Source organism: Mycolicibacterium lacusdiani (assembly GCF_021916785.1).
Classification (GTDB): domain Bacteria; phylum Actinomycetota; class Actinomycetes; order Mycobacteriales; family Mycobacteriaceae; genus Mycobacterium; species Mycobacterium lacusdiani.
Genome location: NZ_JAKCFC010000004.1, coordinates 204,554 through 228,594, shown reverse-complemented (window position 1 = coordinate 228,594; position 24,041 = coordinate 204,554). Strand labels below are relative to the sequence as shown.

Here is a 24,041-nt window from a genome sequence, read left to right as displayed (position 1 = left end):
GGTTCTCGCGATCCGCCCGGACCGCCCCCGCACGACGTGTCAGCGTGAGACACTTCGGATCGCCATGCCCAAGAAGTACGGCGTCAAAGAGAAGGACCTGGTGGTCGCCCACGTGGTGACACTGGTCCTGACGGGCAAACTGCGCTCCGGGGACCGGATCGACCGCAACGAGATCGCCGACGAACTCGCGCTCAGCCGAGTTCCGGTGCAGGAGGCCCTGGTTCAGCTGGAGCGTGACGGGGTCGTCTCGACGCGCTACCACCGCGGCGCCTACGTGGAACGTTTCGACGAGCGGGCCGTCCGCGAGCATCACGAGCTGTACGGCGTCCTCAACGGCATCGCGTCGGCGCGGGCGGCCGACGACCCGACCGTCGACTTCACCGACCGGCTGGCCGGGTTCCTCGCCGGCTTGCGCGCCGGCGTGGAGTCGAAGGGCTTCGGGGCCGACGCCGTCGGATTCCGCCGCGCCGTCAACGACCAGTACGCGGGCCCGCGTCTGCAGGCGGCCATCCGCGCGTCGACCACGTTGATGCCGCCCACGTTCTGGCCGACGTACTTCGCCCACCAGGAACGGCTGCTGCCGTTCTACGAGTCGGAGTTCGCGGCGATCGTCGGCCACGATCCCGCGCCTGCGCGCCGGGCCTGCGAGGAACGCGCCACCGTGCTGGGCCAGATCATGCTGACCGAACTGATCCGGCGACGGGTGATACCGCCGTCGCCGAACGGCGACCTTTCGTTCTGAAGGAGCCGGACCCTTTGGCCCGGGTGGGGGCGACCGCTACGTTGCGAGGATGACACGCGACGGGATCTCCAAATCCGCCGTCCTGCTCCTCGTCGTCGCGACGATGTTCGGCCTCGGCTTCGGCATGGCGCCGGCCGCGCGCGCCGACCAGTGCGCGCCGCCCGGGATCCAGAGCGCGAGCGCCCTGCCCACGAACCTCGCCGCCGCCGCACAGGGACCGGGGGCCGACAAGTACACCACCGAGGGCGTCGTGCCGATCGACTCCGTCGACGTCAACGGCCTCGGTCTGCAGACCCCCGGCGTCCTCACCGTCGGCACCCTGTCCGACGCGCCACCCAGCATCTGCATCGACTCCGCGGGCCAGTTCACCGGCTTCGACAACGAGGTCCTACGCGCCATCGCCGACAAGCTCGGCCTGCGGGTCGACTTCGTCGGCACCGACTTCTCCGGGCTGCTGGCCCAGGTGGCGTCGCGGCGCTTCGACGTCGGATCCTCGTCGATCACCACCACCGACGCGCGCCGTCAGACGGTCGGCTTCACCAACGGCTACGACTTCGGCTACTTCTCACTCGTCGTGCCGAGCGGGTCGGCGATCAAGGGCTTCGGCGATCTCGCCGCCGGCCAGCGGATCGGCGTCGTGCAGGGCACCGTCCAGGAGGCGTACGTCGTCGACACCCTGGGCCTCGACCCGGTCAAGTTCCCCGACTACAACACCGTCTACGGCAGCCTCAAGACCCGGCAGATCGACGCGTGGGTGGCGCCGTCGCAGCAGGCGCAGGGCACCGTGCAGCCGGGCGACCCGACCGAGATCATCGAGAACACCTTCAGCCTGGACAACTTCGTCGCCTACGCGGTCGCCAAGGAGAACAAGCCGCTGATCGACGCGCTCAACGCGGGCCTCGACGCGGTAATCGCCGACGGGACGTGGGCCCGGCTGTACACCGACTGGGTGCCCCGCGCGCTGCCGCCGGGCTGGAAACCCGGGTCGAAGGCCGCGCCCGAACCGCAACTGCCCGACTTCACCGCGCTCGCGGCCGAGAACGCGGAGGCCGCCGGCGATCCGGGCGCACCACCGCCGCCGAAATCCACGCTGTCGCAACTGAAGGACACGTTCCTCGACTGGAACCTCTACAAGCAGGCGATCCCCGACCTGTTCAAGACCGGCCTGCCGAACACCCTGATCCTCACGTTCGCCGCGAGCATCATCGGCATCATCCTCGGCATGGGGCTCGCGATGGCGGGCATCTCGAAGACCCGATGGCTGCGCTGGCCCGCCCGCATCTACACCGACGTGTTCCGCGGCCTACCCGAGGTCGTCATCATCCTGCTGATCGGCCTGGGCATCGGGCCCGTCGTGAGCCCACTCACCGGCAACAACCCCTACCCGCTGGGCATCGCGGCGCTCGGTCTGATGGCCGGCGCGTACATCGGCGAGATCTTCCGCTCCGGCATCCAGAGCGTCGAGGCCGGACAGTTGGAGGCCTCGCGCGCACTGGGATTCAGCTACTCGTCGTCGATGCGGCTGGTCGTCGTGCCCCAGGGCATCCGGCGGGTGCTACCTGCGCTGGTGAACCAGTTCATCTCACTGCTCAAGGCGTCGTCGCTGGTGTACTTCCTCGGTCTCATCGCCAGCCAGCGCGAACTGTTCCAGGTGGGCCGTGACCTCAACGCGCAGACCGGCAACTTGTCCCCGCTGGTCGCCGCCGGGCTGTTCTACCTCGCATTGACGATCCCGCTGACGCACCTCGTCAACTACATCGACGACCGGCTGCGCCGCGGCAGGACCCAGACCGAACCCGACGACCCCCTCGACCCGGCCAGCCCGATGCGAAACCAGGAGATGGTGTGAGCACCAACGAGACGAAGTCCACCGCCTTCGAGCCGGTGTCGTTGGCGGCGACGGACATTCACCTGGCGTTCGGTCCCAACGCGGTGCTGCGCGGCGTGGACGTCGACGTGCCCGCAGGCACCACCGCGGCGGTGATCGGCCCGTCCGGGTCCGGCAAGTCGACACTGCTGCGCACGCTCAACCGGCTGTACGAACCCGACCAGGGCGACATCCTGCTCGACGGGCGCTCGGTGCTCGCCGACAATCCCGACCACGTCCGCCAGCGCATCGGCATGGTGTTCCAGAACTTCAACCTGTTCCCGCACCGCAGCGTGCTCGACAACGTGACGCTGGGACCGCGCAAGCTCAAGGGCCTGGGCAAGGAGCAGTCCCGCGAACTGGGGCTGGCGCAGCTGGAGCGAGTCGGGTTGCGGCACAAGGCCGAAGTGCGGCCCGGCACGCTGTCGGGTGGTCAGCAGCAGCGCGTGGCGATCGCCAGGGCGTTGGCGATGGCGCCCCAGGTGATGTTCTTCGACGAGGCGACCTCGGCGCTCGATCCCGAGTTGGTCAAGGGCATCCTGGCGCTCATCGCCGACCTCGCGGCCGACGGCATGACGATGGTGGTGGTCACCCACGAGATGGGCTTCGCCAGGTCGACGGCCGACTCCGTGGTGTTCATGGACCACGGTCGCGTCGTCGAATCCGGTCCGCCAGACCAACTCTTCGAGTCCGCGGAAACCGACAGGCTCCGCCAGTTCCTGTCGCAGGTGCTCTAAACCGCGATCTTCAGCTGCTGACAGCCACTGACAGGTTAGACTAGCGAATTATGGTCGACACCGAACCACAGGTCACTGAGCTGGCTGGAGAGATGCAACAGGTGCTCTCCAAGCTGTTCTCCGTCCTGCGGCGCACCGGCGGAGCGCCCAAGAGCGACGCCGAGGGTGCCGACCTCACCTTGGCGCAGCTGTCGATCCTGCTGACGCTGCTCGACCTGGGCCCAATCCGCATGACCGAGCTGGCTGCGCACGAACGCGTCCGCACGCCCACCACCACCGTGGCGATCCGCCGGCTCGAGAAACTGGGACTGGTCAAGCGCTCGCGCGACCCATCCGACCTGCGCGCCGTGCTCGTCGACGTCACGCCCCGGGGCCTCGTCCAGCACCGCGAGGCGCTGGCGACCCGACGGGCGGCGCTCGCGGCGATGCTGAGCAAGCTCAGCGTCGAGGATCGCGACTGCCTCGCCAAGGCGCTGGCGCCGCTCACTCGCCTCGCCGAGACCGCCGAGTCCTGACGCTCGAATCCTCGCTCAGCCCAACCAGTCCAGTACCGCAGCCGCCGTCCACGACTGCTGCATGCTGCCCAGCGGCTCACCGGTGAACGGCTCGTAGTATTCGGCGAACGTGCCGTCACTGGCTTGGCGCAGCCCTTCGCGGCGGAGCACCGCCGCCCGTTCGGCCCACCCGCGTCGCGCGAAGCACCACGAGAACAGCCAGCCCACGACCGGCCACACCGGGCCGCGCCAGTACTCGCGCGCGCGGAAGTCCCGCGACACCGGTGACGTCGACGGGATGAGGCCGTACTCCAGATCCGGATGTCCGCAGAACCGTGGGCCTTCGAGCAGGCGCAGCAGCGCGCGTTCCCGGTCGTGCGGCAGTCCACCGCAGAGCAGCGGGGCGAACTGCGCGACGGTCTCGGTCTGGATCCACTTCTCGGTGCGGGTGTCGTAATCCCTTGCGGCACCAGTGCGTTGATCGGATGCCTCGACGACGCCCATCCGGAACCGTTCGGCCCACGCGTACAGGTCGCGGACGTCGGCGTGCGGGCGCTTGTAGTCCTCGCCGATCTCGGCGAGCACGGTGCACGCCACCGACAGGATCGCCGAGACGAAGACGTCCTCCACCGCGAAGCTCATGACCTTCGGCAGCAGCAGGTCGTCGTAGCGCGCCGACTTCATCTCCTCGAGCAGCCACAGGTAGCGGTCGTACTCGAGATCCGACGGCCGCTGGCTGGCGTCGGTGTTGACCTTGTTGTCCTCGCGCTCGTACGGCGGCACGTCGCCGGGGACGACGTTGGCGTACGAGCTGTCCCAGCGCGGCGAGTTGTCCATCCCGGACTCCCACCCGTGGTACAGCGTCACCCTGCCGCGCTCGTTCGGGTCCCTCGCCTCGGCCAGCCAACGGTGCCAGCGCACCAGATCAGACCAGCGCCGGTCGAGGAACGACTCGGCCACCGCCCTGGTCGAGCGGCCGCGGGTGCGGGCGTTATCGAGGATGCGCTGCACCGCGATCGCGTGCACCGGCGGCTGGGTGATGCCGGAGGTGTGGCGGTTCGACGGGGCGTTGGGCGTCAGCGACGCGCACGCCCAGCGCGCAGGCCCGGGGAAGTATCCGTCGACGCCGTTGGCGAAGACGATGTGCGGAATCATGCCGTTGTGCCACTGCGCAGAGAGCAGGGTGTCGAGTTCGACGACGGCCCGCTCGACGCTCAGCGGCGCCAGCCCGATCGCCACGAACGCGGCGTCCCAACTCCACATGTGCGGGTAGAGCAGCGGGGCGGCAGTCGTCATGGTGCCCAGGTCGTTGCCGCGCAGCAGATAGGCGGCGCGGGCCGCGAGCTGGGTGGGCGCGAACGTCGGATCGGGGGGCATCGCCGTCAATCATGCGACGGGACGGCGAGGCTTGCAGAACTCGGTAACGTTGCGGCCGTGCCTGGTGATGAGCGCTCGCGCGAAGAACAGACCAGATCTGATGAGCGCTCGCGCGAAGAACAGACCCGAACCGCGATGATCACGGGTGCTTCGGCCGGCCTTGGCAAGGCCATCGCCGCCGCCCTCGCCCCCACTCACACCCTGTTCCTGGCGGGCCGGCCGTCGCGTCGGCTCGACGAGGTCGCCGAGCTGTACGGCGCGACGACGTGGCCGATCGACCTGGCCGACACCGGCGACGTCGAGACCGTGGTCGAGCCGATCGCCGAACTCGACGTGCTGATCCACAACGCCGGCGTCGCGTACCCCGGGCGCGTGGCCGAAACCATCCCCGAGCAGTGGCGGGCCACGCTCGAGGTCAACGTCGTCGGCGCGGTGGCCCTCACGCTGGCGCTGCTGCCCGCGCTACGGGCCGCACGCGGGCAGGTCGTGTTCATCAACTCGGGCTCCGGCATCAACGCCTCACCCGGGTTGGCGTCCTACTCGGCGAGCAAGTTCGCGCTGCGGTCGTTCGCGGACTCGCTGCGCGCCGACGAGCGGGACCTACGCGTCACCTCGATCCATCCCGGCCGGATCGACACCGACATGCAGCGCGACCTCATCGCCTACGAGGAACGGGACTACGTGCCCGAGCAGTTCCTGCGCGCCGACACCGTGGCAGCGGCGGTCGCACAGGCGGTGGCCACCCCGCCCGACGCGCACGTCCACGAAGTCATCATCCGGCCGCGGTAGGGCGCCATGACGATCCAGGTGTGCGAGGCGTCGATCGCCGAACTGCGCGCTGCGCTCGAGGACGGCCGGACGTCGGCGGTCGCACTGCTCGAGGCGTACCTCGACCGCATCGCGGCCTATGACGGCCAACTCAACTCGATCGTCGTCGTCAACCCCGCAGCCCGCGCCGACGCAAAAGCCTCCGACGCCCGCCGCGCCGCCGGATCCGTCCTCGGCCCACTCGACGGCATTCCGTACACCGTCAAGGACAGCTACCTCGCTCGCGGACTCACCGCCGCAGCGGGCAGCCCGGCGTTTGCCGACCTGGTCGCTCGGCGCGACTCGTTCGTGGTGGAGCGGTTGCGAGCCGGCGGTGCCGTGCTCATCGGCCTGACCAACATGCCGCCGATGGCGAACGGCGGCATGCAGCGCGGCCACTACGGCCGGGCCGAGAGTGCCTACAACGCAGCGTTTCTCACTGCGCCGTTCGCGTCCGGATCGTCGAACGGTTCCGGCACGGCCACCGCGGCGTCGTTGTGCGCGTTCGGGATCGGCGAGGAGACGTGGTCGTCGGGGCGCGGCCCCGCGTCGAACAACGCGCTGTGCGCCTACACGCCGTCGCGCGGGGTGATCTCGACCCGGGGCGGTTGGCCGCTGGTGCCGACGATGGACGTCGTGGTCCCGCACACCCGCTCGATGGCCGACCTGCTCGAGGTGCTCGACGTCGTCGTCGTACCCGATCACGATGTGCGGGGCGACTTCTGGCGTACCCAGGACTGGGTGCCGATACCCAGCGTCGACGAGTTGCGGCCGCCGATGTTCCGCGGGGTGGCGGGGAGCCTATCTGGGCTGACCCTCGGCGTGCCGCGGATGTACGTCAACGCCGACCCCGATGCGGGCGTGGGCGCCACCGGGATCGGCGGTCCGACCGGCACGCGCATCGAGACCCGGCCGTCGGTGCTGGAGCTGTTCGAGTCGGCCCGCCGCGACCTGGAGGCCGCCGGTGCTCGGGTGGTCGGAGTCGACTTTCCCGTCGTCACCAACTACGAGGGCGACCGCGCCGGTGCGCCAACGGTTGGCACTCGCGGGCTGGTGAGCCCGGACTACCTGCGCCGCGAGATCTGGGACCTCTCGGCGTGGGCGTGGGACGACTTCCTGCGTGCCAACGGCGATCCCGCGCTGTCCCGGCTCGCCGACGTCGACGGCAGCCGCATCTTCCCGCATCCGCCTGGCGCGCTCCCCGACCGCTACACCGGCTTCGACGACGACATCAATGAACACCCCGCATTCCTGCGGGAACACCCCGTCGAATCACTCGCCGACATACCGCACCTCGCCGACGGTCTCCGCGGACTCGAGGAGACGCGCCGCATCGACCTCGAGGACTGGATGACGGGTCTCGGACTGGATGCGGTGATCTTCCCTGCCGTCGCCGACGTGGGACCGTCGGACATGGACGTCAACCCGGCATCCGCCGACCTGGGGTGGCGCAACGGCGTGTGGGTTGCGAACGGCAACTTGGCCATTCGTCACCTCGGCATCCCGACGGTCACCGTGCCGATGGGCACGATGGCCGACATCGGCATGCCCGTCGGGCTGACGTTCGCAGGCCAGGCGTACGACGACGTTGCGCTGCTCGGGTACGCGGCGGCGTTCGAGGCGCTGGGTTCCCGGCGCATTCCCCCGCCGCTCGCCCCGCCCCTGCCGTGACTTCGGCGCGCTCATCCGCGGTGACCGCGGGAAAGCGCGCCGAAATCGCCGGTTAGACGACGATGTTGACCAGGCGCCCGGCCACCACGATGACCTTCTTCGGCTTGGCACCGGCCAGGAACGCCGCCACCTTCTCCTCGGCCAGGGCCGCCGCCTCGAGCACGTCGGCATCGGCGTCGGCGGCCACGGTGATCCGGCCGCGCACCTTGCCGTTGACCTGCACCGGGTACTCGACGGTGTCCTCGACGAGGAACGCCGGGTCTGCCTGCGGGAACGGACCGTGCGCCAGCGAGGTGTCGTGGCCCAGCCGCTTCCACAGCTCCTCGGCGAGGTGCGGCGCCAGCGGCGCCACCATCAACACCAGCGGCTCGACGGCCGCGCGCGCGGTGACGCCTTCCTTTGTCAGGTGGTTGGTGTACTCGATCAGCTTCGCCGCCGCCGTGTTGTTGCGCAGCGCCGCATAGTCTTCCGAGACACCGGCGATGGTGCGGTGCAGCAGCCGCAGGGTCGCGTCGTTGATTGCGGAGTGCTCGTCGACCCGCTCGGCGCCCGACTCCTCGTCGACCACCACGCGCCACACCCGCTGCAGGAAGCGGTAGGCACCGACCACGTCCTTCGTGGCCCACGGCCGCGACGCCTCCAGCGGACCCATCGACATCTCGTAGACGCGCAACGTGTCCGCGCCGTAGCCGTCGCAGATCTCGTCGGGTGACACCGAGTTCTTCAGGCTCTTGCCGATCTTGCCGAACTCCTGGAAGACCTCGATCTCCCCATCGTCGCCGGGGTAGTAGAACTTCCCGTCGCGCTCGACCACCTTCGCCGCCTCGACGTACGAGCCGCGCGAGTCGGTGTAGGCGAACGCCTGGATGTACCCCTGGTTGACCAGGCGGCGGTACGGCTCGCGGGAACTCACGTGCCCGAGGTCGTAGAGCACCTTGTGCCAGAACCGCGAGTACAGCAGGTGCAGCACGGCGTGCTCGACACCGCCAACGTAGAGGTCGACGCCGCCGGGATCGCCTGCGCCGTGCTCGGCCGGCCGCGGACCCATCCAGTACGCCTCGTTCTCCTTGGCGCAGAACGTCTCCGAGTTGTGCGGATCGGCGTAGCGCAGCTCGTACCAGGAGCTGCCTGCCCACTGCGGCATGACGTTGGTGTCGCGGGTGTAGCTCTGCAGGCCGTCGCCGAGGTCGAGTTCGACGTTCACCCACTCGGTGGCCTTGCCCAGCGGCGGGGACGGCTCGCTATCGGCGTCATCCGGGTCGAACTGCACGGGCGCGTAGTCGGGCACGTCCGGAAGTTCGACCGGCAGAGCCGAATTCGGCAACGGGTGGGCTCGGCCGTCGGCGTCGTAGACGATCGGGAACGGCTCGCCCCAGTACCGCTGTCGGGCGAACAGCCAGTCGCGCAGCTTGTACTCGACGCGCGCCCGGCCGTGGCCGTCGGCCTCGAGCCGGTTGATCACGGCCTCCTTGGCCGACGCGATGCTCAGGCCGTCCAGATCGCCCGAGTTGATCAAGGTGCCGTCGCCGTTGTACGCGGACTCGTCGACGTCCCCACCCGAAATGACCTGCACGATCGGCAAACCGAACTGCGATGCGAATTCCCAGTCACGCTGGTCGTGCCCGGGCACCGCCATGATCGCGCCGGTGCCGTAACCCGCCAGCACGTAGTCGGCGATGAACACCGGAACGCGTTCGCCGTTCACCGGATTGGTGGCATACGCCCCCAGGAACACACCGGTCTTGGTCTTGTTCTCCTGGCGCTCCAGATCCGACTTGGCGGCGATCGCCGTGCGGTAACTCGCCACCGCCTCGGCCGGTGTTGCCGCACCGTAGGTCCAGCGCTCGTCGGTCCGGTCGGGCCACTGGTCCGACCCCCCGTCGCTTCGCTCGCCCCGGTTGGCCACCAGGGCGTCGACCAGCTCGTGCTCGGGTGCCAGCACGACGTACGTCGCGCCGAACAGGGTGTCGGGCCGGGTCGTGAAGACCTCGACGTCGCCGGCATCGGTCGCGAACCGGACCTGCGCGCCCACCGAGCGGCCGATCCAGTTGCGCTGCATGGCCTTGACCTTGTCCGGCCAGTCCAGCACGTCGAGATCCTCGAGCAGCCGGTCGGAGTACGCGGTGATTCGCATCATCCACTGCCGCAACCGCTTCCGGAACACCGGGAAGTTGCCGCGGTCGCTGCGCCCCTCGGAGGTGACCTCCTCGTTGGCGAGCACGGTGCCCAACCCAGGGCACCAGTTCACCATCGAGTCGGCGCGGTAGACCAGCCGGAAGGAGTCGACGACGTCGCGCCGTTCCCCCGCCGACAGGTCCGACCACGCCCGGCCGTCGTCGAGGGTGCGCGCCCCGGACTCGAACTCGGCGATCAATTCGTCGATCGGCCGGGCCTTCTGAACGGCCGGGTCGAACCAGGCGTTGAAGATCTGCAGGAAGATCCACTGCGTCCACTCGTAGAAGTCGACGTCGGTGGTGGCGAAGCTGCGCCGGGCGTCATGGCCGAGGCCGAGGCGGCCCAGCTGGCGACGGAAGTTGACGATGTTCGCCTCGGTGCGGGTGCGCGGATGCGTCCCGGTCTGCACGGCGTACTGCTCGGCGGGCAGGCCGAACGCGTCGAACCCCAAGGCATGCAGGACGTTGCGACCCGTCATGCGGAAGTAGCGCGCGTAGACGTCGGTGGCGATGTACCCCAGCGGGTGGCCGACGTGCAGCCCCTCGCCCGACGGGTACGGGAACATGTCCTGCACGAACATCTTGTCGGCGGGCACGGTCGAGCCGTCGGTCGGCGCCAGGCTGCCGACGGGGTTCGGCACGTGGAAGGTGCCCCGCTGCGCCCACGTCTCCTGCCAGTCGCGCTCGATCGCACCCGCGAGTTCCGCCGTGTAGCGGTGCCTCGGGGTGTCGGAATGGTCGTCGACGGGCCGGTCAGTCACGTGAACAGGGTAGTCAGTGCCGGATCGGCGGCGGTCCGGCCCTCCGCCGCGCGCCATGGCGGCACCGCGCTTGGTATCGGTTCCGTTGCAGACCGGTGAGAGCTCGATTGCAGGTGCCGTTCACCTCTAGTGGCGCCGACGCGGCCGTGGATATGGTCGGCGCCTGCTCAGCACCACACACGTGACCCGCGGTTCCGCCGCACCCCAATGCTCTTGGAAGGACCGCCGTCAGATGTTCGCCACTGCCCGCCGATGGGGGTTCGTCGCAGGAGGTGTCGCCGTGGGCGTCGCCGGCGTCGTCGGCTTCGCAGGCACGACCGCCTCAGCCGAGCCCAGCCTCCCGCTTCCCCCCGTGCCCGCGCCGGCCACGGTGACCCAGACCGTCGTCGTACAGGCAGGCACCCCCGGGCTGGCCGGGCAGCCGGCGATCGCCCCGGCTGGCGCCCCCGGTCCCGCCGCCACCCCCGTCGCAGCTCTCGCGTCGCCCGCGTTGCCACCCGCGCCAGCACCGCCGACCATCCCACCCGCCACCTCGGGCACCATCGCCGACTTCCTCCGCTCGAAGAACGTCGCCATGGAGCCGCAGGTGGCCAACGGGTTCACCGCGCTGAACATCGTGCTGCCCATGCCGGCCGGGTGGAGCCACGTGCCCGACCCGAACGTCCCCGATGCATTCGCCGTGATCGCCGACCGGTTGGGCGGCGACGGGCTGTACACCTCGAACGCCGCGCTCAACGTCTACAAGCTGCTCGGCGACTTCGACCCGAAGGAAGCGATCAGCCACGGCTTCATCGAGAGCCAGCAGCTACCGGCATGGCGCTCGACGGACGGCTCGATGGCTGACTTCGGCGGTATGCCGTCGTCGATCATCGAGGGCACCTACCGGCAGAACAACATGACGCTGAACACCTCCCGCCGGCACGTCATCGCGCAGTCCGGCCCCGACCGGTACCTGGTCACGCTGTCGGTGACGACGAGCGCACAGGTGTCCGTGGCCGCGGGCGACGCGACCGATGCGATCGTCAACGGCTTCCGGGTCGGCTCGGCAGTGCCGCCGCCGGCTGCGCCGCCTGCCCCGGCGCCGGGCATCCCGGGTCTGCCGCCGCTGCCCCCCCTGCCGGGCATCCCCAGCTAGGCGGCGTGCCGTCGGGATCTGCGGATTCGACGGCGCGACGTGGTGGCTCGTATCCTCGATCGCATGCTGATCGCCGCGGTCCTGTGCCTGAGCGCGGCGGCCGCTTTCGCCGCGGCGGGGCTGTGGCTGCTGGCCCGGCCCCGGCCCAACGACCCGGTCGCCGGTGTCCTTCGGGCCGTCGCACCCACTCAACTCGCGGCAGCGGTCATGCTCGCCGCGGGCGGGGCAGCGGTACTTGCGGCTCCTGGCGGATCCGCCGTCCTGCTGCTCGTGGTGTGCGTGGTCGGCGCGATCGGGACCATCGCCGCGGGCTGCTATCAGGCGGCGAAGGCGGTGGCCCGCACCGAGGCCGCGAGCGCGGCCACCGGCGGCTGCGGAAACGCGTGCGCATCCTGCACGCTGTCGTGCAACTGACGCGGCTTAATTGCGGCTGACGTCGATCGGATGGGTCGCGAGCATCGACAGCGGCATGGGTTGACGGCGCAGCACCCGCGACCACAGGTCGACCTTCGGCTCGACCAGGACGTCCGACGGCAATGCCGACAGCACGATCCAATCGTCGCGTTCGATCTCGCCCTCGAGCTGACCGATCGTCCACCCGGAGTAGCCCGCGTAGATCCGGACGCCCTCGATCGCCGGAGCGATGTCGTCGGGATCGGCGTCGAGGTCGACCATCGCGATGCGGCCCTGCACGTGCCGCAGCCCCGGCACCTCGGCGGCGTCGACGCCCACGCGCACGGTGGCCAGGCACAGCGCCGCGTCACGCTTCACGGGGCCGCCGACGAACATCGTCTTCGGCTTGGTCGCCAGCTTCGTCCACTGGGGCAGCACGTTGTACACCGCCGTCTCGCTCGGCCGGTTCAACACGACGCCCAGGGTGCCGCCGTCGTTGTGCTCCACGACGTAGATCACGCTGCGCCGGAACGTGGGTTCCAGGAGATCGGTGTTGGCGAGCAGAAGCGTCCCCGCGCGGACCCGATGCGATGCGGGGGCGAGGTAATCCTCCGGATCGTCTGACTGCGCCACCCGTCCATCATGTCACCAGCAACCCTGCGAGGTCACGAACTCCAACCGGCCGCGCCGCTGCCGAGCGGAAAGATTTGTAGTGTGGATCGAGTCGCGAAACGCGGTGCCCAACCAACGAGTCGAACCATCACCGGACAGAGCGGAGTCGGAACCAAAAGTGGCAGACCCGCGTGGGCACGCAGCAGTCCTGCAGGTGCTGCGGTCACTACCGGAGTTCAGGCGTCTGCTCGAACTGCGCGTCGTCAGCCAATTCGGCGACGGACTGTTCCAGGCCGCGATGGCAGGGGCGCTGCTGTTCAACCCCGAGCGCGCCGCCGAACCTTGGGCCATCGCAGGCGCCTTCGCCGTGCTGTTCCTGCCGTACTCCCTGCTCGGCCCCTTCGCCGGCGCGCTGCTCGACCGCTGGGACCGCCGCCTGGTCCTCGTCGGCGCCAACGCGGTGCGACTCGTCCTCATGCTCGGCGTCGCGACACTGCTGGCGTTCGGCGCTGGCGACGTGCCGATCCTGTGCGGCGCGCTGATCGTCAACGGGTTCACCCGGTTCGTCTCGTCGGGCCTCTCCGCTGCGCTGCCCCACGTCGTGCCCCGCGCCGAGGTGGTGTCGATGAACTCCGTCGCCACCGCAGGCGGCGCAGTGGCCGCATTCGCAGGCGCGAACTTCATGCTGCTACCGCGCTGGCTGTTCGGTGCAGGCGATACCGGCGCCTCGGTCATCATCTTCACCGCGGCGCTGCCGGTCGCACTCGCGCTGGTCCTCTCGATCCGATTCGGGCCCCACGTGCTCGGGCCCGACAAGACCCGCCGCGCGGTCCACGGCTCGGTCGCGTACGTGGTCGCGACCGGGTGGGGGTACGGCATGAGCACCGTCGCCAAGGTTCCGACCGTGGCAGCCACCCTCTCGGGGCTTGCGTCGCACCGCATCGCGTTCGGCATCAACACGCTGCTGGTGCTGCTGCTGGTGCGCCACGGCGACAGCCACAACGTCGCGGGGCTCGGCACCGTGGTGCTGTTCGTGGCCGCAACGGGCATCGGCTCGTTCCTCGCCACGCTGCTGACACCCGCGGTGGTCCGTCGCTTCGGGCGCTACCGCACGGCGAACGGCGCACTGGCAATCGCCGCCGTCGTGCAACTATGCGGCGCAGGCCTGCAGCTCCCGGTGATGACGGTGTGCGGCTTCCTGCTGGGCGCACTGGGCCAGGTGGTCAAGCTCTGCGCGGACACGGCGATGCAGATCGACGTCGACGACGCACTGCGTGGGCACGTCTTCACCGTGCAGGACTCGGTGTTCTGGGTGTCGTTCATCGCCGCCATCGCCGGTGCGGCTGCCGTGATCCCGGACGACGGGCACTCCCCCGTGCTCGCCTGCACCGGCGCCGTCGTCTACCTCGTGGGTCTGGCCGCGCACGCGATCACCGCGCGGGGGCATCGCTCGGCCGGTCTAGGGTGACGCCATGTCCGACGCCCTGAGCAGCACCGTCGCAGACCTACGCGCGGAGAGCGACGAACTCGACGCCATCGTCGCGGACCTGCCCGAGGGAGACTGGCGCACACCGACACCGGCAGCCGGCTGGACGATCGCGCACCAGATCGCACACCTGCTGTGGACCGACAGGGTGGCGGTCGTGTCCGTCACCGACGAAGCCGGCTTCAGGGACCTGTTGACCGAAGCCGCCACGAACCCCACCGGTTTCGTCGACGCCGGCGCCGAGGAACTCGCCGCCCTACCGCCGACCACGCTGCTCACCGAGTGGCGCGCCACCCGCACCCGCCTGCACGACGCGCTTCCCCGGGTCGCCGACGGACGCAAGCTCCCGTGGTTCGGCCCGCCGATGAGCGCCACGTCGATGGCGACTGCACGCCTGATGGAGACCTGGGCGCACGGACTCGACGTCGCCGATGCCCTCGGCGTCGTCCGCCCGCCGACGGCGCGGCTGAAGTCGATCGCCCACATCGGCGTCCGCACCCGCGACTTCGCGTTCTCGGTGCACGGCCTCACCCCGCCCGCGGAACCGTTTCACGTGGAACTGTCCGCGCCCGACGGCTCGACGTGGTCGTGGGGTCCTGACGACGCCGCGCAGCGCGTGACCGGGTCGGCCGAACACTTCTGCATGCTCGTCACGCAGCGCAGGCCCCGCGCGGAGCTCGACGTGACGGCCGTCGGTGAGGACGCCCAGCGGTGGCTGACGATCGCGCAGGCGTTCGCGGGCCCGCCAGGAACCGGGCGATGAACGAATCGAAGAGCCCCATTCAACCCGGCAGGGATTAGATCTCGGCGCCCGCGTCGGCCGCACCGTCACCGTCGGCATCGGACAGCTTGACGTCCCAGCGGCCGTCGCCGTCGGCGTCTACGTAGGCATCCTCGGCGGCCAGTGCGCGGTCGGCAAGACCGTTGCGGTCGCCGTCGAGCAGCCGGTCGTCGACCTGTCCGTCACCGTCGAAGTCGACCAGCGGCCCGCCGACCGACTCGGCACCGTCGAGACCGAACCAGCGCAGCTGCGCACCGCGGTCGACGCTCACTGCCCACGTGCCAGACCCGTCGTCGGTGAACCGCGCCTCGCCGTGGCCGTCGTCGTCCAGGTCGAGCACCGCGTGATCGGCGAACCCGTCGCCGTCGAGATCCGCCAGCGCGTCGTCGAGGCGGCCGTCGCCGTCGAAGTCGAGACCGATCGCGTCCAGCACTCCGTCGGTGTCGAGGTCGAGTGTGGGCTCACCCGTCGACATCGCCGCCGCACCGAACCCGTCCCCCAGGCAGTAGTCCATGCGAATAAGACGCGCGATCAGGCTCTGGCGTTCCACCACTTCTTCAACTCGTCGACGGCCTCGTCGTGCTCGAGTGGGCCGCGGTCGAGCCGGAGCTCCTTGAGGAAGGTCCACGCCTGACCGACGAGCGGTCCGGCCGGGATGTCGAGGATCTTCATGATCTCGTTGCCGTCGAGGTCGGGACGCACCCTGGCGAGGTCTTCCTTGGCCGCGAGTTCGGCGATCCGGTGTTCCAGGTCGTCGTAGTTGGCCTGCAGCCGCGCCGCCCGCCGCTGGTTGCGCGTTGTGCAGTCCGCGCGCACCAGCTTGTGCAACCGCGACAGCAGCGGACCGGCGTCGGTCGCATAACGCCGCACCGCGGAATCGGTCCACCGGCCGTCGCCGTAACCGTGGAACCGCAAATGCAGGTACACCAGCTGCGATACGTCGTCGACCATCTGCTTCGAGTACTTCAGCGCACGCATCCGCTTGCGGGTCATCTTCGCGCCCACGACCTCATGATGGTGGAAGCTCACGCCACCGTCGGGCTCGTGCCGACGCGTCGCCGGCTTGCCGATGTCGTGCAGCAGCGCCGCCCACCGCAGCACCAGGTCGGGCGCCTCGCGCCGATCCTCGAGGTCGATCGCCTGGCGCAGCACGGTCAGCGAATGCTGGTAGACGTCCTTGTGCTGGTGGTGCTCGTCGATCGCCATCCGCATGTCGCCGACCTCCGGCAGCACCACCGCGCCCAGCCCGGTCTGCACCATCAGGTCGACGCCCGCAATCGGGTCGGCTCCCGCCAGCAGCTTGTCGAGTTCGGCAGCCACGCGCTCGGCGGTTATCCGCCCGAGCTCCGGGGCCATGCGCTCCATCGCCTCGCGTACCCGAGGCGCCACCTCGAACTCCAGCTGCGAGACGAAGCGCGCGGCCCGCAGCATCCGCAGCGGATCGTCGCCGAACGACACCTCCGGCGGTGAAGGCGTATCGAGCCGGCGGGCCGCGGCGTCAGCCAGGCCGTCCTGCGGATCGTGGAACTCGCCAACACCCTCGGGCGTCACCCGGACCGCCATCGCGTTGACCTTGAAGTCGCGGCGGATCAGGTCGTCGGTGAGCCGGTCGCCGAACTCGACGGTCGGGTTGCGCGACACCTGGTCATAGCTGTCGGCCCGAAACGTCGTGATCTCCAGCCGGTAGTCGCCCTTGGCGACGCCGATGGTGCCGAACGCGATGCCGGTGTCCCACATCCCGTCACCCCACCGCCGAACGATCCGTTGGATCGCGTCGGGCCGGGCGTCGGTGGTGAAGTCCAGATCCGTGACGTCGCGCTCCAACACGGCGTCGCGCACGCTGCCCCCGACCAGGTACAGGTCGTGGCCCGCGTCGGCGAACAACGCACCCAACTCGGAGAGGACGGTGACGTGCCGTGAGAGGCTGCGCATCGCGGCAGCAAGCAGCGCGGCTTCCGCACTCGGGTCGATCGGCACGGGGGGTGAGCCTAGTTGCCATCGGCGCATGCGCGTAACGACTGGGCCTCAGCACGGCACCAACGGCGAGTGGCGGCAAGGTGGAAAGCAAGTGGCAGCTACTATCGCTTGGGTGTCGGAGGGCGAACAAGCCAAACCACGACGGCGCCGAGGAAGGCGCCGCGGCCGACGCTCGGCAGGGCCGCCCGAGGCCAGTGCGCCGCAACCCGCTTCCGTAGTCCCGCTCCCCAGCGCCGTACCGGCCGCCAACGGACACCGCAACCCCCAGCCCCGACGCCAGCCGGACCGGCTCCGCACCGTCCACGAGACGTCGGCGGGCGGCCTCGTCATCGACGGGATCGACGGCCCGAAGGACTCTCAGGTCGCCGCGCTGATCGGCAGGCTCGACCGTCGCGGCCGCATGCTGTGGTCGCTGCCCAAGGGTCACATCGAGATGGGCGAGACCGCCGAGCAGACCGCGATCCGCGAGGTCGCCGAGGAGACCGGCATCGAGGGCAGCGTGCTCGCCGCGCTCGGCAGCATCGACTACTGGTTCGTCACCGAGGGCCGCCGCGTGCACAAGACGGTGCACCACTACCTCATGCGGTTCCTCGGCGGGGAACTGTCCGACGAAGACGTCGAGGTGACCGAGGTGGCCTGGGTGCCGCTGCGGGAACTGCCCAAACGGCTCGCCTACGCCGACGAGCGCAAGCTCGCCCAGGTCGCCGGTGAACTCATCGACAAGCTGCACACCGACGGGCCCGGCAGCCTCCCGCCGCTGCCGCACACCTCGCCGCGGCGCAGGCCGCAGACCCACTCCCACACCCACCGTCGTGCCGACGACTCCACTCCCCCTTCCCTCGGTGCAGAGCGCAGAGAGCCCGGGGACCGTTCCTCGGGGGCAGAGCGGAGCGACCGGGGGAAGATGCGACCCGGCCGGCGGGCGAACGGCTGCGGCCAGGGAACATGACGTTTCGGGCGGCAGTCTCGGCCGCTGGGACCGTGCCTCGAGTGCTCGTGCGCTTGCTGGCCGCCGTGGTCCTCCTGACGCTGGTCGCCGCGCCCGCACTGCTGCCCCGTGCGGCCGCGGGCGAACCCGGCGTCACCCAGTTCCTCAAGCTGAGCATCGATCGCGTCACGCCCGAGATCGTCAGCACCGCGGGCGAACCCTTCGTCACCGTCACGGGCAGGGTGGCGAACATCGGGGACCGGTCGGTTCGCGACGTCGTGGTGCGGCTCGAGACCGCGGCGGCGGTGACGACGTCGGCCGGCCTTCGCACCAGCCTCGCCGGCAGCGGTGACCAGTTCGAGCCGGTCGGCGGCTTCGTGACCATCGCACCGGAATTGAGCCAGGGCCAGAGCGCTGCGTTCCGCCTCTTCTTCCCCTTGCGGTCGGGTGCCGAGCCGTCGCTGCGCATCTCCGAACCCGGCGTCTACCCGCTGCTGGTCAACGTCAACGGCACGCCCGACTACGGCGCACCGGCCCGCCTAGACGACGCCCGCTTCCTGCTTCCCGTCGTCGGGGTTCCTCCCGATCCGTCGCTCGAGTCCACCGACCCGGTGTCCGCCGTCGTGCCACCTGACACCTCGCGCCCGGTCGGCGTGACGATGCTGTGGCCGCTCGCCGACCGACCTCGACTCGCGGCGGGCGTCCCCGGCGCCACGACGCCGGTCCGCCTCGCCGACGACGAGCTGGCCACCTCGCTGGCCCCCGGCGGCAGGCTCGACACGCTGCTCTCGGCGGCCGACTTCGCCACCAGTCCCCCGGTCGATCCGGCGGGACAGGTCCGCAGCGCGCTGTGTCTGGCCGTCGATCCGGACCTGCTGGTCACGGTCAACGCGATGACGACCGGCTACGTCGTCACGGAGTCCGCCGACGGCGGGCTCAGCGCCCCAACGCAGCCCGGCACCGGCCAGGAGGCGGCGGTGAACTGGCTGGGCCGGCTGAAGTCGCTTGCCCAACGGCTGTGCGTCACGTCGTCGGTGTACGCCCAGGCCGACCTGACCGCACTGCGGCGCGTCGGTGACCCAGGACTTGCGGCCGTCGCGACCACCGAGTCCCCCGACGTGGTCGACCAGATCCTCGGGATCGCGTCGGTGCGCGGCGCCACGCTGCTGGGCGACGGACCGTTGACCGGGCCCGCGGTGCAGCTGCTGTCTGAGCAGGGCCCGACCGTGGCCATCGCCCCACCGGACTACACCGCGCAGGACTCGGCATCCGGCGAACAGCCACCGGTCGACCTTGCCCCGCGCCGCTACACCCGGCAGGTCGTCACGGCCCCCGTCGACCCGACGGTCGGCGCGGCATTGGCAGGCGCGGGCGCCAGGCCGTCGTCCCCGTCGTACCTCGACAGCTCACTCGACGTACCGCTGCAGCAGGACTCGCAGGTGGCTCGCCGGCAGGACGCGCTCGCGGCGATGCTGTGGCGCGGGCTGCGACCCGCGACCGAGCCGCGTGCCGAGATCCTGGTGCCGCCGATGGTGTGGGACCTGCAGCAGGACGACGCCGCGGCCCTGCTGTCCGCGCTGGCGACGTCGATCAACTCGGGCCTGGCCGCGCCGCGGCCGCTGCCCATGGTGATCGCCGAGACCCTCGCCGCCGCGCCTGCCACCGAGCAGCCGGTTCCCGCCGATGCCCTCGGCAACGCGCGCGCCCGGTTCGGCGACGATGTCATCTCGGCGGTCTCGGGTGCGTCCGGCCGGCTGTGGGGTCTGACGGCGGCGCTGACCACCGACGAACGCACGGGCCTCACCGGCACGGAGTACACCGCGCCGCTGCGCGAGGACATGCTGCGCGCACTGAGCCAGTCGGTACCCCCCGATGCGCGGAATGGGCTGGCGGAGCAGCGCATTCGACGAACCGCGACCACGGTCGGTGACCTGTTCAACGCCGTCACCATCGTCAACCCCGGCGGTTCGTACACGCTGGCCACCGAACGCAGCCCGCTGCCACTGGCTCTGCGCAACGACCTACCCGTACCGATCCGGGTCCGCCTCGACGTGGCCGCCCCACCCGGGATGACCGTCACCGACATGGGTGAGATCGTGCTGCCGCCGGGCTTCCTGCCGCTGCGGGTGCCGGTCGAGGTGCACTTCACCCAGCGCGTCGCGGTCGACGTGTCGCTGCGCACGGTCGACGGCCTCTCCCTCGGCGAACCGGTGCGACTGTCGTTGCACTCCAACGCCTACGGCAAGGTGCTGTTCATCATCACGCTGTCGGCGGGTGCGGTGCTGTTCCTGCTGGCCGGACGCCGACTGTGGCACCGGTTCCGCGGCCAGCCCGACCGCGCCGACCTCGACCGGCCGCCCCGCCGGACCACTGCCGACGACTCGCCCGATCCGGTCGACACGGCCATCGCCTACGGCCCGGACGAGCGGTGACGACACCTCGGCGGCCACCACCAGCGCCGCCACGTCAGCGGATTCCCCGCGGGCCAGCCCCACGCCGACGCGCAGGCCAGGTCGCAGGCCCCCAGTTCCGCAAGGAGCTGTCCGACTCCGCCGTCGTGTCCCGGTCGTGGGGCATGGCGTTCGCGACGCTGATCAGTCGCATCACCGGCTTCATCCGCATCGTCCTGCTCGCGGCGATCCTCGGCGCCGCGCTGTCGAGCGCGTTCTCCGTGGCCAACCAGCTGCCGAACCTCGTCGCCGCACTGGTGCTCGAGGCGACGTTCACGGCGATCTTCGTCCCCGTGCTGGCGCGTGCCGAACGCGACGACGCCGACGGCGGAACGGCTTTCGTGCGCCGCCTGGTCACCCTCGCCACCGCGCTGCTGCTGCTGGCCACCATTGCCTCGGTTGCCGCGGCACCGCTGCTGGTGCGGCTCATGCTCGGGTCCGAGACCCTGGTGAACGAGCCACTGACCACGGCGTTTGCGTATCTGCTTCTGCCACAGGTGATCTTCTACGGCCTGACGTCGGTTTTCATGGCGATCCTGAACACCCGCAACGTGTTCGGGCCACCGGCATGGGCGCCGGTGATCAACAACCTGGTGGCAATCGCCACGCTCGGCGTCTACGTCCTGGTACCCGGCGAGATGTCACTCGACCCCGTCGAGATGGGCAACGCCAAGCTGCTGGTCCTCGGCATCGGCACCACGCTCGGGGTGGTCGCACAGGCGGCGGTGCTGCTGCTGGCGATCCGCCGCGAGCGCATCAGCCTGCGGCCGCTGTGGGGCATCGACGACCGGCTCAAGCAGTTCGGCACGATGGCCGCGGCGATGGTGCTCTACGTGCTGATCAGCCAGGTCGGACTGATCGTGGGCAACCAGATCGCCTCCAGCGCAGCCGCTTCGGGCCCTGCGATCTACAACTACGCGTGGCTGATCCTGCAGCTGCCGTTCGGCATGATCGGCGTCACGGTGCTCACCGTGGTCATGCCGCGGCTGTCGCGCAACGCCGCCGCCAACGACACTCCCGCGGTGCTTCGCGACCTGTCGCTGGCCACTCGGCTCACGATGGTCACGCTCATCCCGATCGTGGCGTTCATGACCGTCGGCGGCCCCGCCATCGGCAGCGCACTGTTCTCCTACGGCAACTTCGGCGAGACCGACGCCGGCTACCTGGGCATGGCGATCACGCTGTCGGCCTTCACGCTGATCCCGTATGCGCTGGTGCTGCTGCAACTCCGGGTGTTCTACGCCCGGCAGCAGCCGTGGACGCCGATCGCGCTGATCCTCGTCATCACCGCGGTGAAGATCGTAGCCTCGCTCGCCGCACCCCATCTCACCGACGACCCCCAGCTCGTCGCCGGATACCTCGGCCTCGCCAACGGCCTGGGCTTCCTGGCCGGAGCGACGGTCGGACATCTGGTGCTGCGCGCCAACCTGCGCCCGCCCGACGGCAGGCTGATCGGACTGCCGGTGCTGCGGACGATCCTCGTCGCGATCGCCGCCTCGCTCGGCGCGGGTCTGATCGCACACGTCGTGGACCAACTGCTCGGCCTCGAGTCGCTCACCACGAATAGCGGTGCGGGCGGATCGCTGCTGCGGCTGCTGGTGCTCGGATTGATCATGGTGCCGATCATCGCGGCGGTGCTGCTCGCCGCGAAGGTGCCCGAGGCGCAGTCGGCACTGGTGTTCGTGAAGCGGCGCCTCGGAGCTAGCTCGCCGGCGCCTGCGACGCCGCCGTTGCCCCCCGTCCGACCGCGTCCGAGCAGCGCGGTCCCGTACTCTGAGCACAGGAATTCGCACCCGTTACCACCGCGTCAATATGGGCCGGTCAGACGGGTAGCGCCTCCGGCAGGGGTTGCCGGAGGAAGGCCGTGGAGAGGACCAGCGGTGACGAACGACCCCGCAGGCGGCCCCGCGACCGGCGCCGACAGCGGCGCGACCACACGCATCCCGCGCCCGTCGGCCGACGACTTCGAGCCCGACGTGCCCACCGAGGTGAGCCAGCCGCCGTCGGGCAGGCCGCCCGCCGACTACGGCGGCGACCCGACCCGTGAGGCACTGTCCTTCGGCATGCTCAACGAGCCGCCGATCGAGGCGGCCACCGACGACGACGTGCACCTCATCCCCGGCGCCACGATCGCGGGCGGGCGCTACCGGCTGCTGGTGTTCCACGGCGGACCGCCGCACCTGCAGTTCTGGCATGCCCTCGACACGGCGCTCGACCGCCAGGTTGCGCTCACGTTCGTCGACCCGGATGCCGTGCTGCCCGACGACGAGCTGCAGGAGATCCTGTCCCGCACGCTGAAGCTCAGCAGGCTGAACATGCCAGGCGTGGCACGCGTGCTCGACGTTGCCAACACCGGTTCCGGCGGACTGGTCGTCGCGGAGTGGATCCGCGGCGGCTCGCTGGCCGAGGTCGCCGAGACCGCACCGTCGGCGATCGGCGGCGCCCGTGCGATCCAGTCCCTCGCCGCGGCAGCCGAGGCAGCCCACCGCGAGGGCGTCGCGCTCTCGATCGACCACCCCGGACGGGTCCGGGTCAGCATCGACGGTGACGTGGCGCTGGCCTTCCCGGCGACGATGCCCGACGCCGAGCCCGAGGACGACATCCGCGGCATCGGCGCCTCGCTGTACGCCCTGCTCGTCGACCGCTGGCCCCTGCCGGAGTCCGGTGCCAACAGCGGCATGGCCCAGGCCGACGTGGACGCCTCCGGGCAGCCCGTCGAGCCGCGTGCCGTCGACCGCGAGATCCCGTTCCAGATCTCCGCGGCCGCCGCACGCGCCGTGCAGGAGAACGGCGGCATCCGCACGGCGGGCACGCTGCTCAACCTCCTGCAGCAGGCCACTGCCGTCGCCGACCGCACCGAGTTGATCACGCCCGTCGACGCTCCCGGTGCCAACGGGGGCAGCGGCAAGGCTCCGCTGGCCGCGGCTGATCCCGAGAGTCAGCGCCGCAGGCGCAAGGGCATGATCATCGGCATCGCCGTCGGCGCCGTCATTCTGGTCGTCGTGCTGGTCGGCCTCGCGATCGGTCTGCGTGGCCTGTTCGGTGACGTCGGCGGGCCGCTCGACAGGAACGAGCTGGGCCTCAACGCCCCGACCAGCGAGACTGACACCCCAGCCACCGGAGTGGTGAAACCCGTTCGCGCGACGGTGTTCTCACCGGGAGGCGAAGCGGACAACCCGAGTGACGCCGGCCTCGCCATCGACGGTGATCCCGCCACCGGATGGCCGACCGACACCTACAGCGATCCCGCACCGTTCCCTGGCTTCAAGAGCGGCGTGGGTTTGGTGCTGCAGCTGCCGCAGCCCACGACGCTCGCGTCGGTGACGGTGAACCTCAACAGCACCGGCACGGCGATCCAGATTCGTTCGGCCCAGTCCGCGACGCCGGCGTCGCTCGAGGACACGACTGAGATGACGCCGCCCACGCCGATGAAGACCGGCTCGAACACCATCCCGATCAGCAATGCCTCCCCCACCTCTTACGTGCTGGTGTGGATCACGACGCTCGGTACCGTCGACGGCAGAAGCGAGTCCACGCTGTCGGACATCACGCTCACCGCCGCGGGCTGACGGCCATCCCCAGGCCTCGGATGCGCTAACCCCAGGTCAGCGGTACCGGAACACAAGAGGTGTCACCTGGGGTGCTCCGG

General features: G+C 70.2%; 18 protein-coding genes. 13 read left to right on the top strand and 5 right to left on the bottom strand.

What is annotated here, in order from left to right; all coding sequences use genetic code 11:
- The first annotated feature begins 64 nt into the window (after nt 1-64).
- The 4 genes from LOK44_RS14710 (at nt 65) to LOK44_RS14695 (ending at nt 3,861) form a co-directional block, all read left to right on the top strand.
- Nucleotides 65-742, top strand: coding sequence for a GntR family transcriptional regulator (locus LOK44_RS14710; protein ID WP_237570796.1), 678 nt, complete (start codon nt 65-67; stop codon nt 740-742).
- 103 nt (nt 743-845) lie between these two features.
- Entirely contained in the window at nt 846-2,591 is a 1,746-nt protein-coding gene (locus tag LOK44_RS14705) for an ABC transporter substrate-binding protein/permease (protein ID WP_237571182.1), read from the top strand.
- The gene (locus LOK44_RS14700) at nt 2,588-3,346 is read left to right on the top strand and encodes an amino acid ABC transporter ATP-binding protein (protein WP_308192748.1); all 759 of its coding nucleotides are present in this window, start codon (nt 2,588-2,590) and stop codon (nt 3,344-3,346) included. Before LOK44_RS14705 ends, LOK44_RS14700 begins: the two co-directional genes overlap by 4 nt.
- A 50-nt stretch (nt 3,347-3,396) precedes the next feature.
- A complete protein-coding gene (locus tag LOK44_RS14695) occupies nt 3,397-3,861 on the top strand; it encodes a MarR family winged helix-turn-helix transcriptional regulator (RefSeq protein ID WP_237570795.1) in 465 nt (154 codons plus the stop codon).
- Nucleotides 3,862-3,876: 15 nt separating this feature from the next.
- Here the strand turns inward: LOK44_RS14695 and ggh are convergent, their stop codons facing one another.
- Nucleotides 3,877-5,217, bottom strand: a complete 1,341-nt coding sequence (gene ggh, locus LOK44_RS14690) for a glucosylglycerate hydrolase (RefSeq protein ID WP_237570794.1) — start codon at nt 5,215-5,217, stop codon at nt 3,877-3,879.
- 135 nt (nt 5,218-5,352) lie between these two features.
- Here ggh and LOK44_RS14685 point away from each other — a divergent pair, with 135 nt between their 5' ends.
- Together LOK44_RS14685 and LOK44_RS14680 are read left to right on the top strand one after the other, a co-directional pair.
- Complete coding sequence (locus LOK44_RS14685) at nt 5,353-6,006, top strand: SDR family oxidoreductase (RefSeq protein WP_237570793.1); 654 nt, start codon at nt 5,353-5,355, stop codon at nt 6,004-6,006.
- Nucleotides 6,007-6,012: 6 nt separating this feature from the next.
- The gene (locus LOK44_RS14680) at nt 6,013-7,695 is read left to right on the top strand and encodes an amidase (RefSeq protein ID WP_237570792.1); all 1,683 of its coding nucleotides are present in this window, start codon (nt 6,013-6,015) and stop codon (nt 7,693-7,695) included.
- Between the two features lie 52 nt (nt 7,696-7,747).
- Here LOK44_RS14680 and LOK44_RS14675 read toward each other — a convergent pair whose 3' ends face one another.
- Nucleotides 7,748-10,687, bottom strand: a complete 2,940-nt coding sequence (locus tag LOK44_RS14675; protein WP_237570791.1) for a leucine--tRNA ligase — start codon at nt 10,685-10,687, stop codon at nt 7,748-7,750.
- A gap of 175 nt (nt 10,688-10,862) precedes the next feature.
- On the opposite strand from LOK44_RS14675, the gene LOK44_RS14670 reads away from it, so the two are divergent.
- Nucleotides 10,863-11,765 carry an LpqN/LpqT family lipoprotein gene (locus LOK44_RS14670; protein ID WP_237570790.1) on the top strand — a complete coding sequence of 301 codons (903 nt, stop codon included), beginning with the start codon at nt 10,863-10,865 and terminating at the stop codon, nt 11,763-11,765.
- 63 nt (nt 11,766-11,828) lie between these two features.
- Nucleotides 11,829-12,179, top strand: a complete 351-nt coding sequence (locus tag LOK44_RS14665) for a hypothetical protein (protein ID WP_237570789.1) — start codon at nt 11,829-11,831, stop codon at nt 12,177-12,179.
- Between the two features lie 6 nt (nt 12,180-12,185).
- Here LOK44_RS14665 and LOK44_RS14660 read toward each other — a convergent pair whose 3' ends face one another.
- Entirely contained in the window at nt 12,186-12,791 is a 606-nt protein-coding gene (locus tag LOK44_RS14660; protein WP_237570788.1) for a YqgE/AlgH family protein, read from the bottom strand.
- A 157-nt stretch (nt 12,792-12,948) separates the two neighbouring features.
- On the opposite strand from LOK44_RS14660, the gene LOK44_RS14655 reads away from it, so the two are divergent.
- Both LOK44_RS14655 and LOK44_RS14650 read left to right on the top strand, forming a co-directional pair.
- Nucleotides 12,949-14,238, top strand: a complete 1,290-nt coding sequence (locus LOK44_RS14655) for an MFS transporter (RefSeq protein WP_237570787.1) — start codon at nt 12,949-12,951, stop codon at nt 14,236-14,238.
- Nucleotides 14,239-14,242: 4 nt separating this feature from the next.
- Nucleotides 14,243-15,019, top strand: a complete 777-nt coding sequence (locus LOK44_RS14650; protein ID WP_237570786.1) for a TIGR03084 family metal-binding protein — start codon at nt 14,243-14,245, stop codon at nt 15,017-15,019.
- A gap of 34 nt (nt 15,020-15,053) precedes the next feature.
- Here the strand turns inward: LOK44_RS14650 and LOK44_RS14645 are convergent, their stop codons facing one another.
- The gene (locus LOK44_RS14645) at nt 15,054-15,551 is read right to left on the bottom strand and encodes a pullulanase (RefSeq protein WP_237571180.1); all 498 of its coding nucleotides are present in this window, start codon (nt 15,549-15,551) and stop codon (nt 15,054-15,056) included.
- Between the two features lie 17 nt (nt 15,552-15,568).
- Nucleotides 15,569-16,969 carry a CCA tRNA nucleotidyltransferase gene (locus LOK44_RS14640; RefSeq protein ID WP_249783590.1) on the bottom strand — a complete coding sequence of 467 codons (1,401 nt, stop codon included), beginning with the start codon at nt 16,967-16,969 and terminating at the stop codon, nt 15,569-15,571.
- 157 nt (nt 16,970-17,126) lie between these two features.
- Here LOK44_RS14640 and LOK44_RS14635 point away from each other — a divergent pair, with 157 nt between their 5' ends.
- Genes LOK44_RS14635 through murJ form a run of 3 tightly spaced genes read left to right on the top strand, consistent with a single transcriptional unit; the run spans nt 17,127 to nt 23,961 of the window.
- Nucleotides 17,127-17,963 (top strand): NUDIX hydrolase, encoded by an 837-nt coding sequence (locus tag LOK44_RS14635; protein ID WP_179973486.1) that lies wholly within the window; start codon nt 17,127-17,129, stop codon nt 17,961-17,963.
- The gene (locus LOK44_RS14630; RefSeq protein ID WP_237570784.1) at nt 17,960-20,374 is read left to right on the top strand and encodes a hypothetical protein; all 2,415 of its coding nucleotides are present in this window, start codon (nt 17,960-17,962) and stop codon (nt 20,372-20,374) included. The genes LOK44_RS14635 and LOK44_RS14630 overlap by 4 nt, the downstream gene beginning before the upstream one ends.
- Entirely contained in the window at nt 20,371-23,961 is a 3,591-nt protein-coding gene (gene murJ / locus LOK44_RS14625) for a murein biosynthesis integral membrane protein MurJ (protein ID WP_237570783.1), read from the top strand. Before LOK44_RS14630 ends, murJ begins: the two co-directional genes overlap by 4 nt.
- The last annotated feature ends 80 nt before the right edge of the window (nt 23,962-24,041 follow it).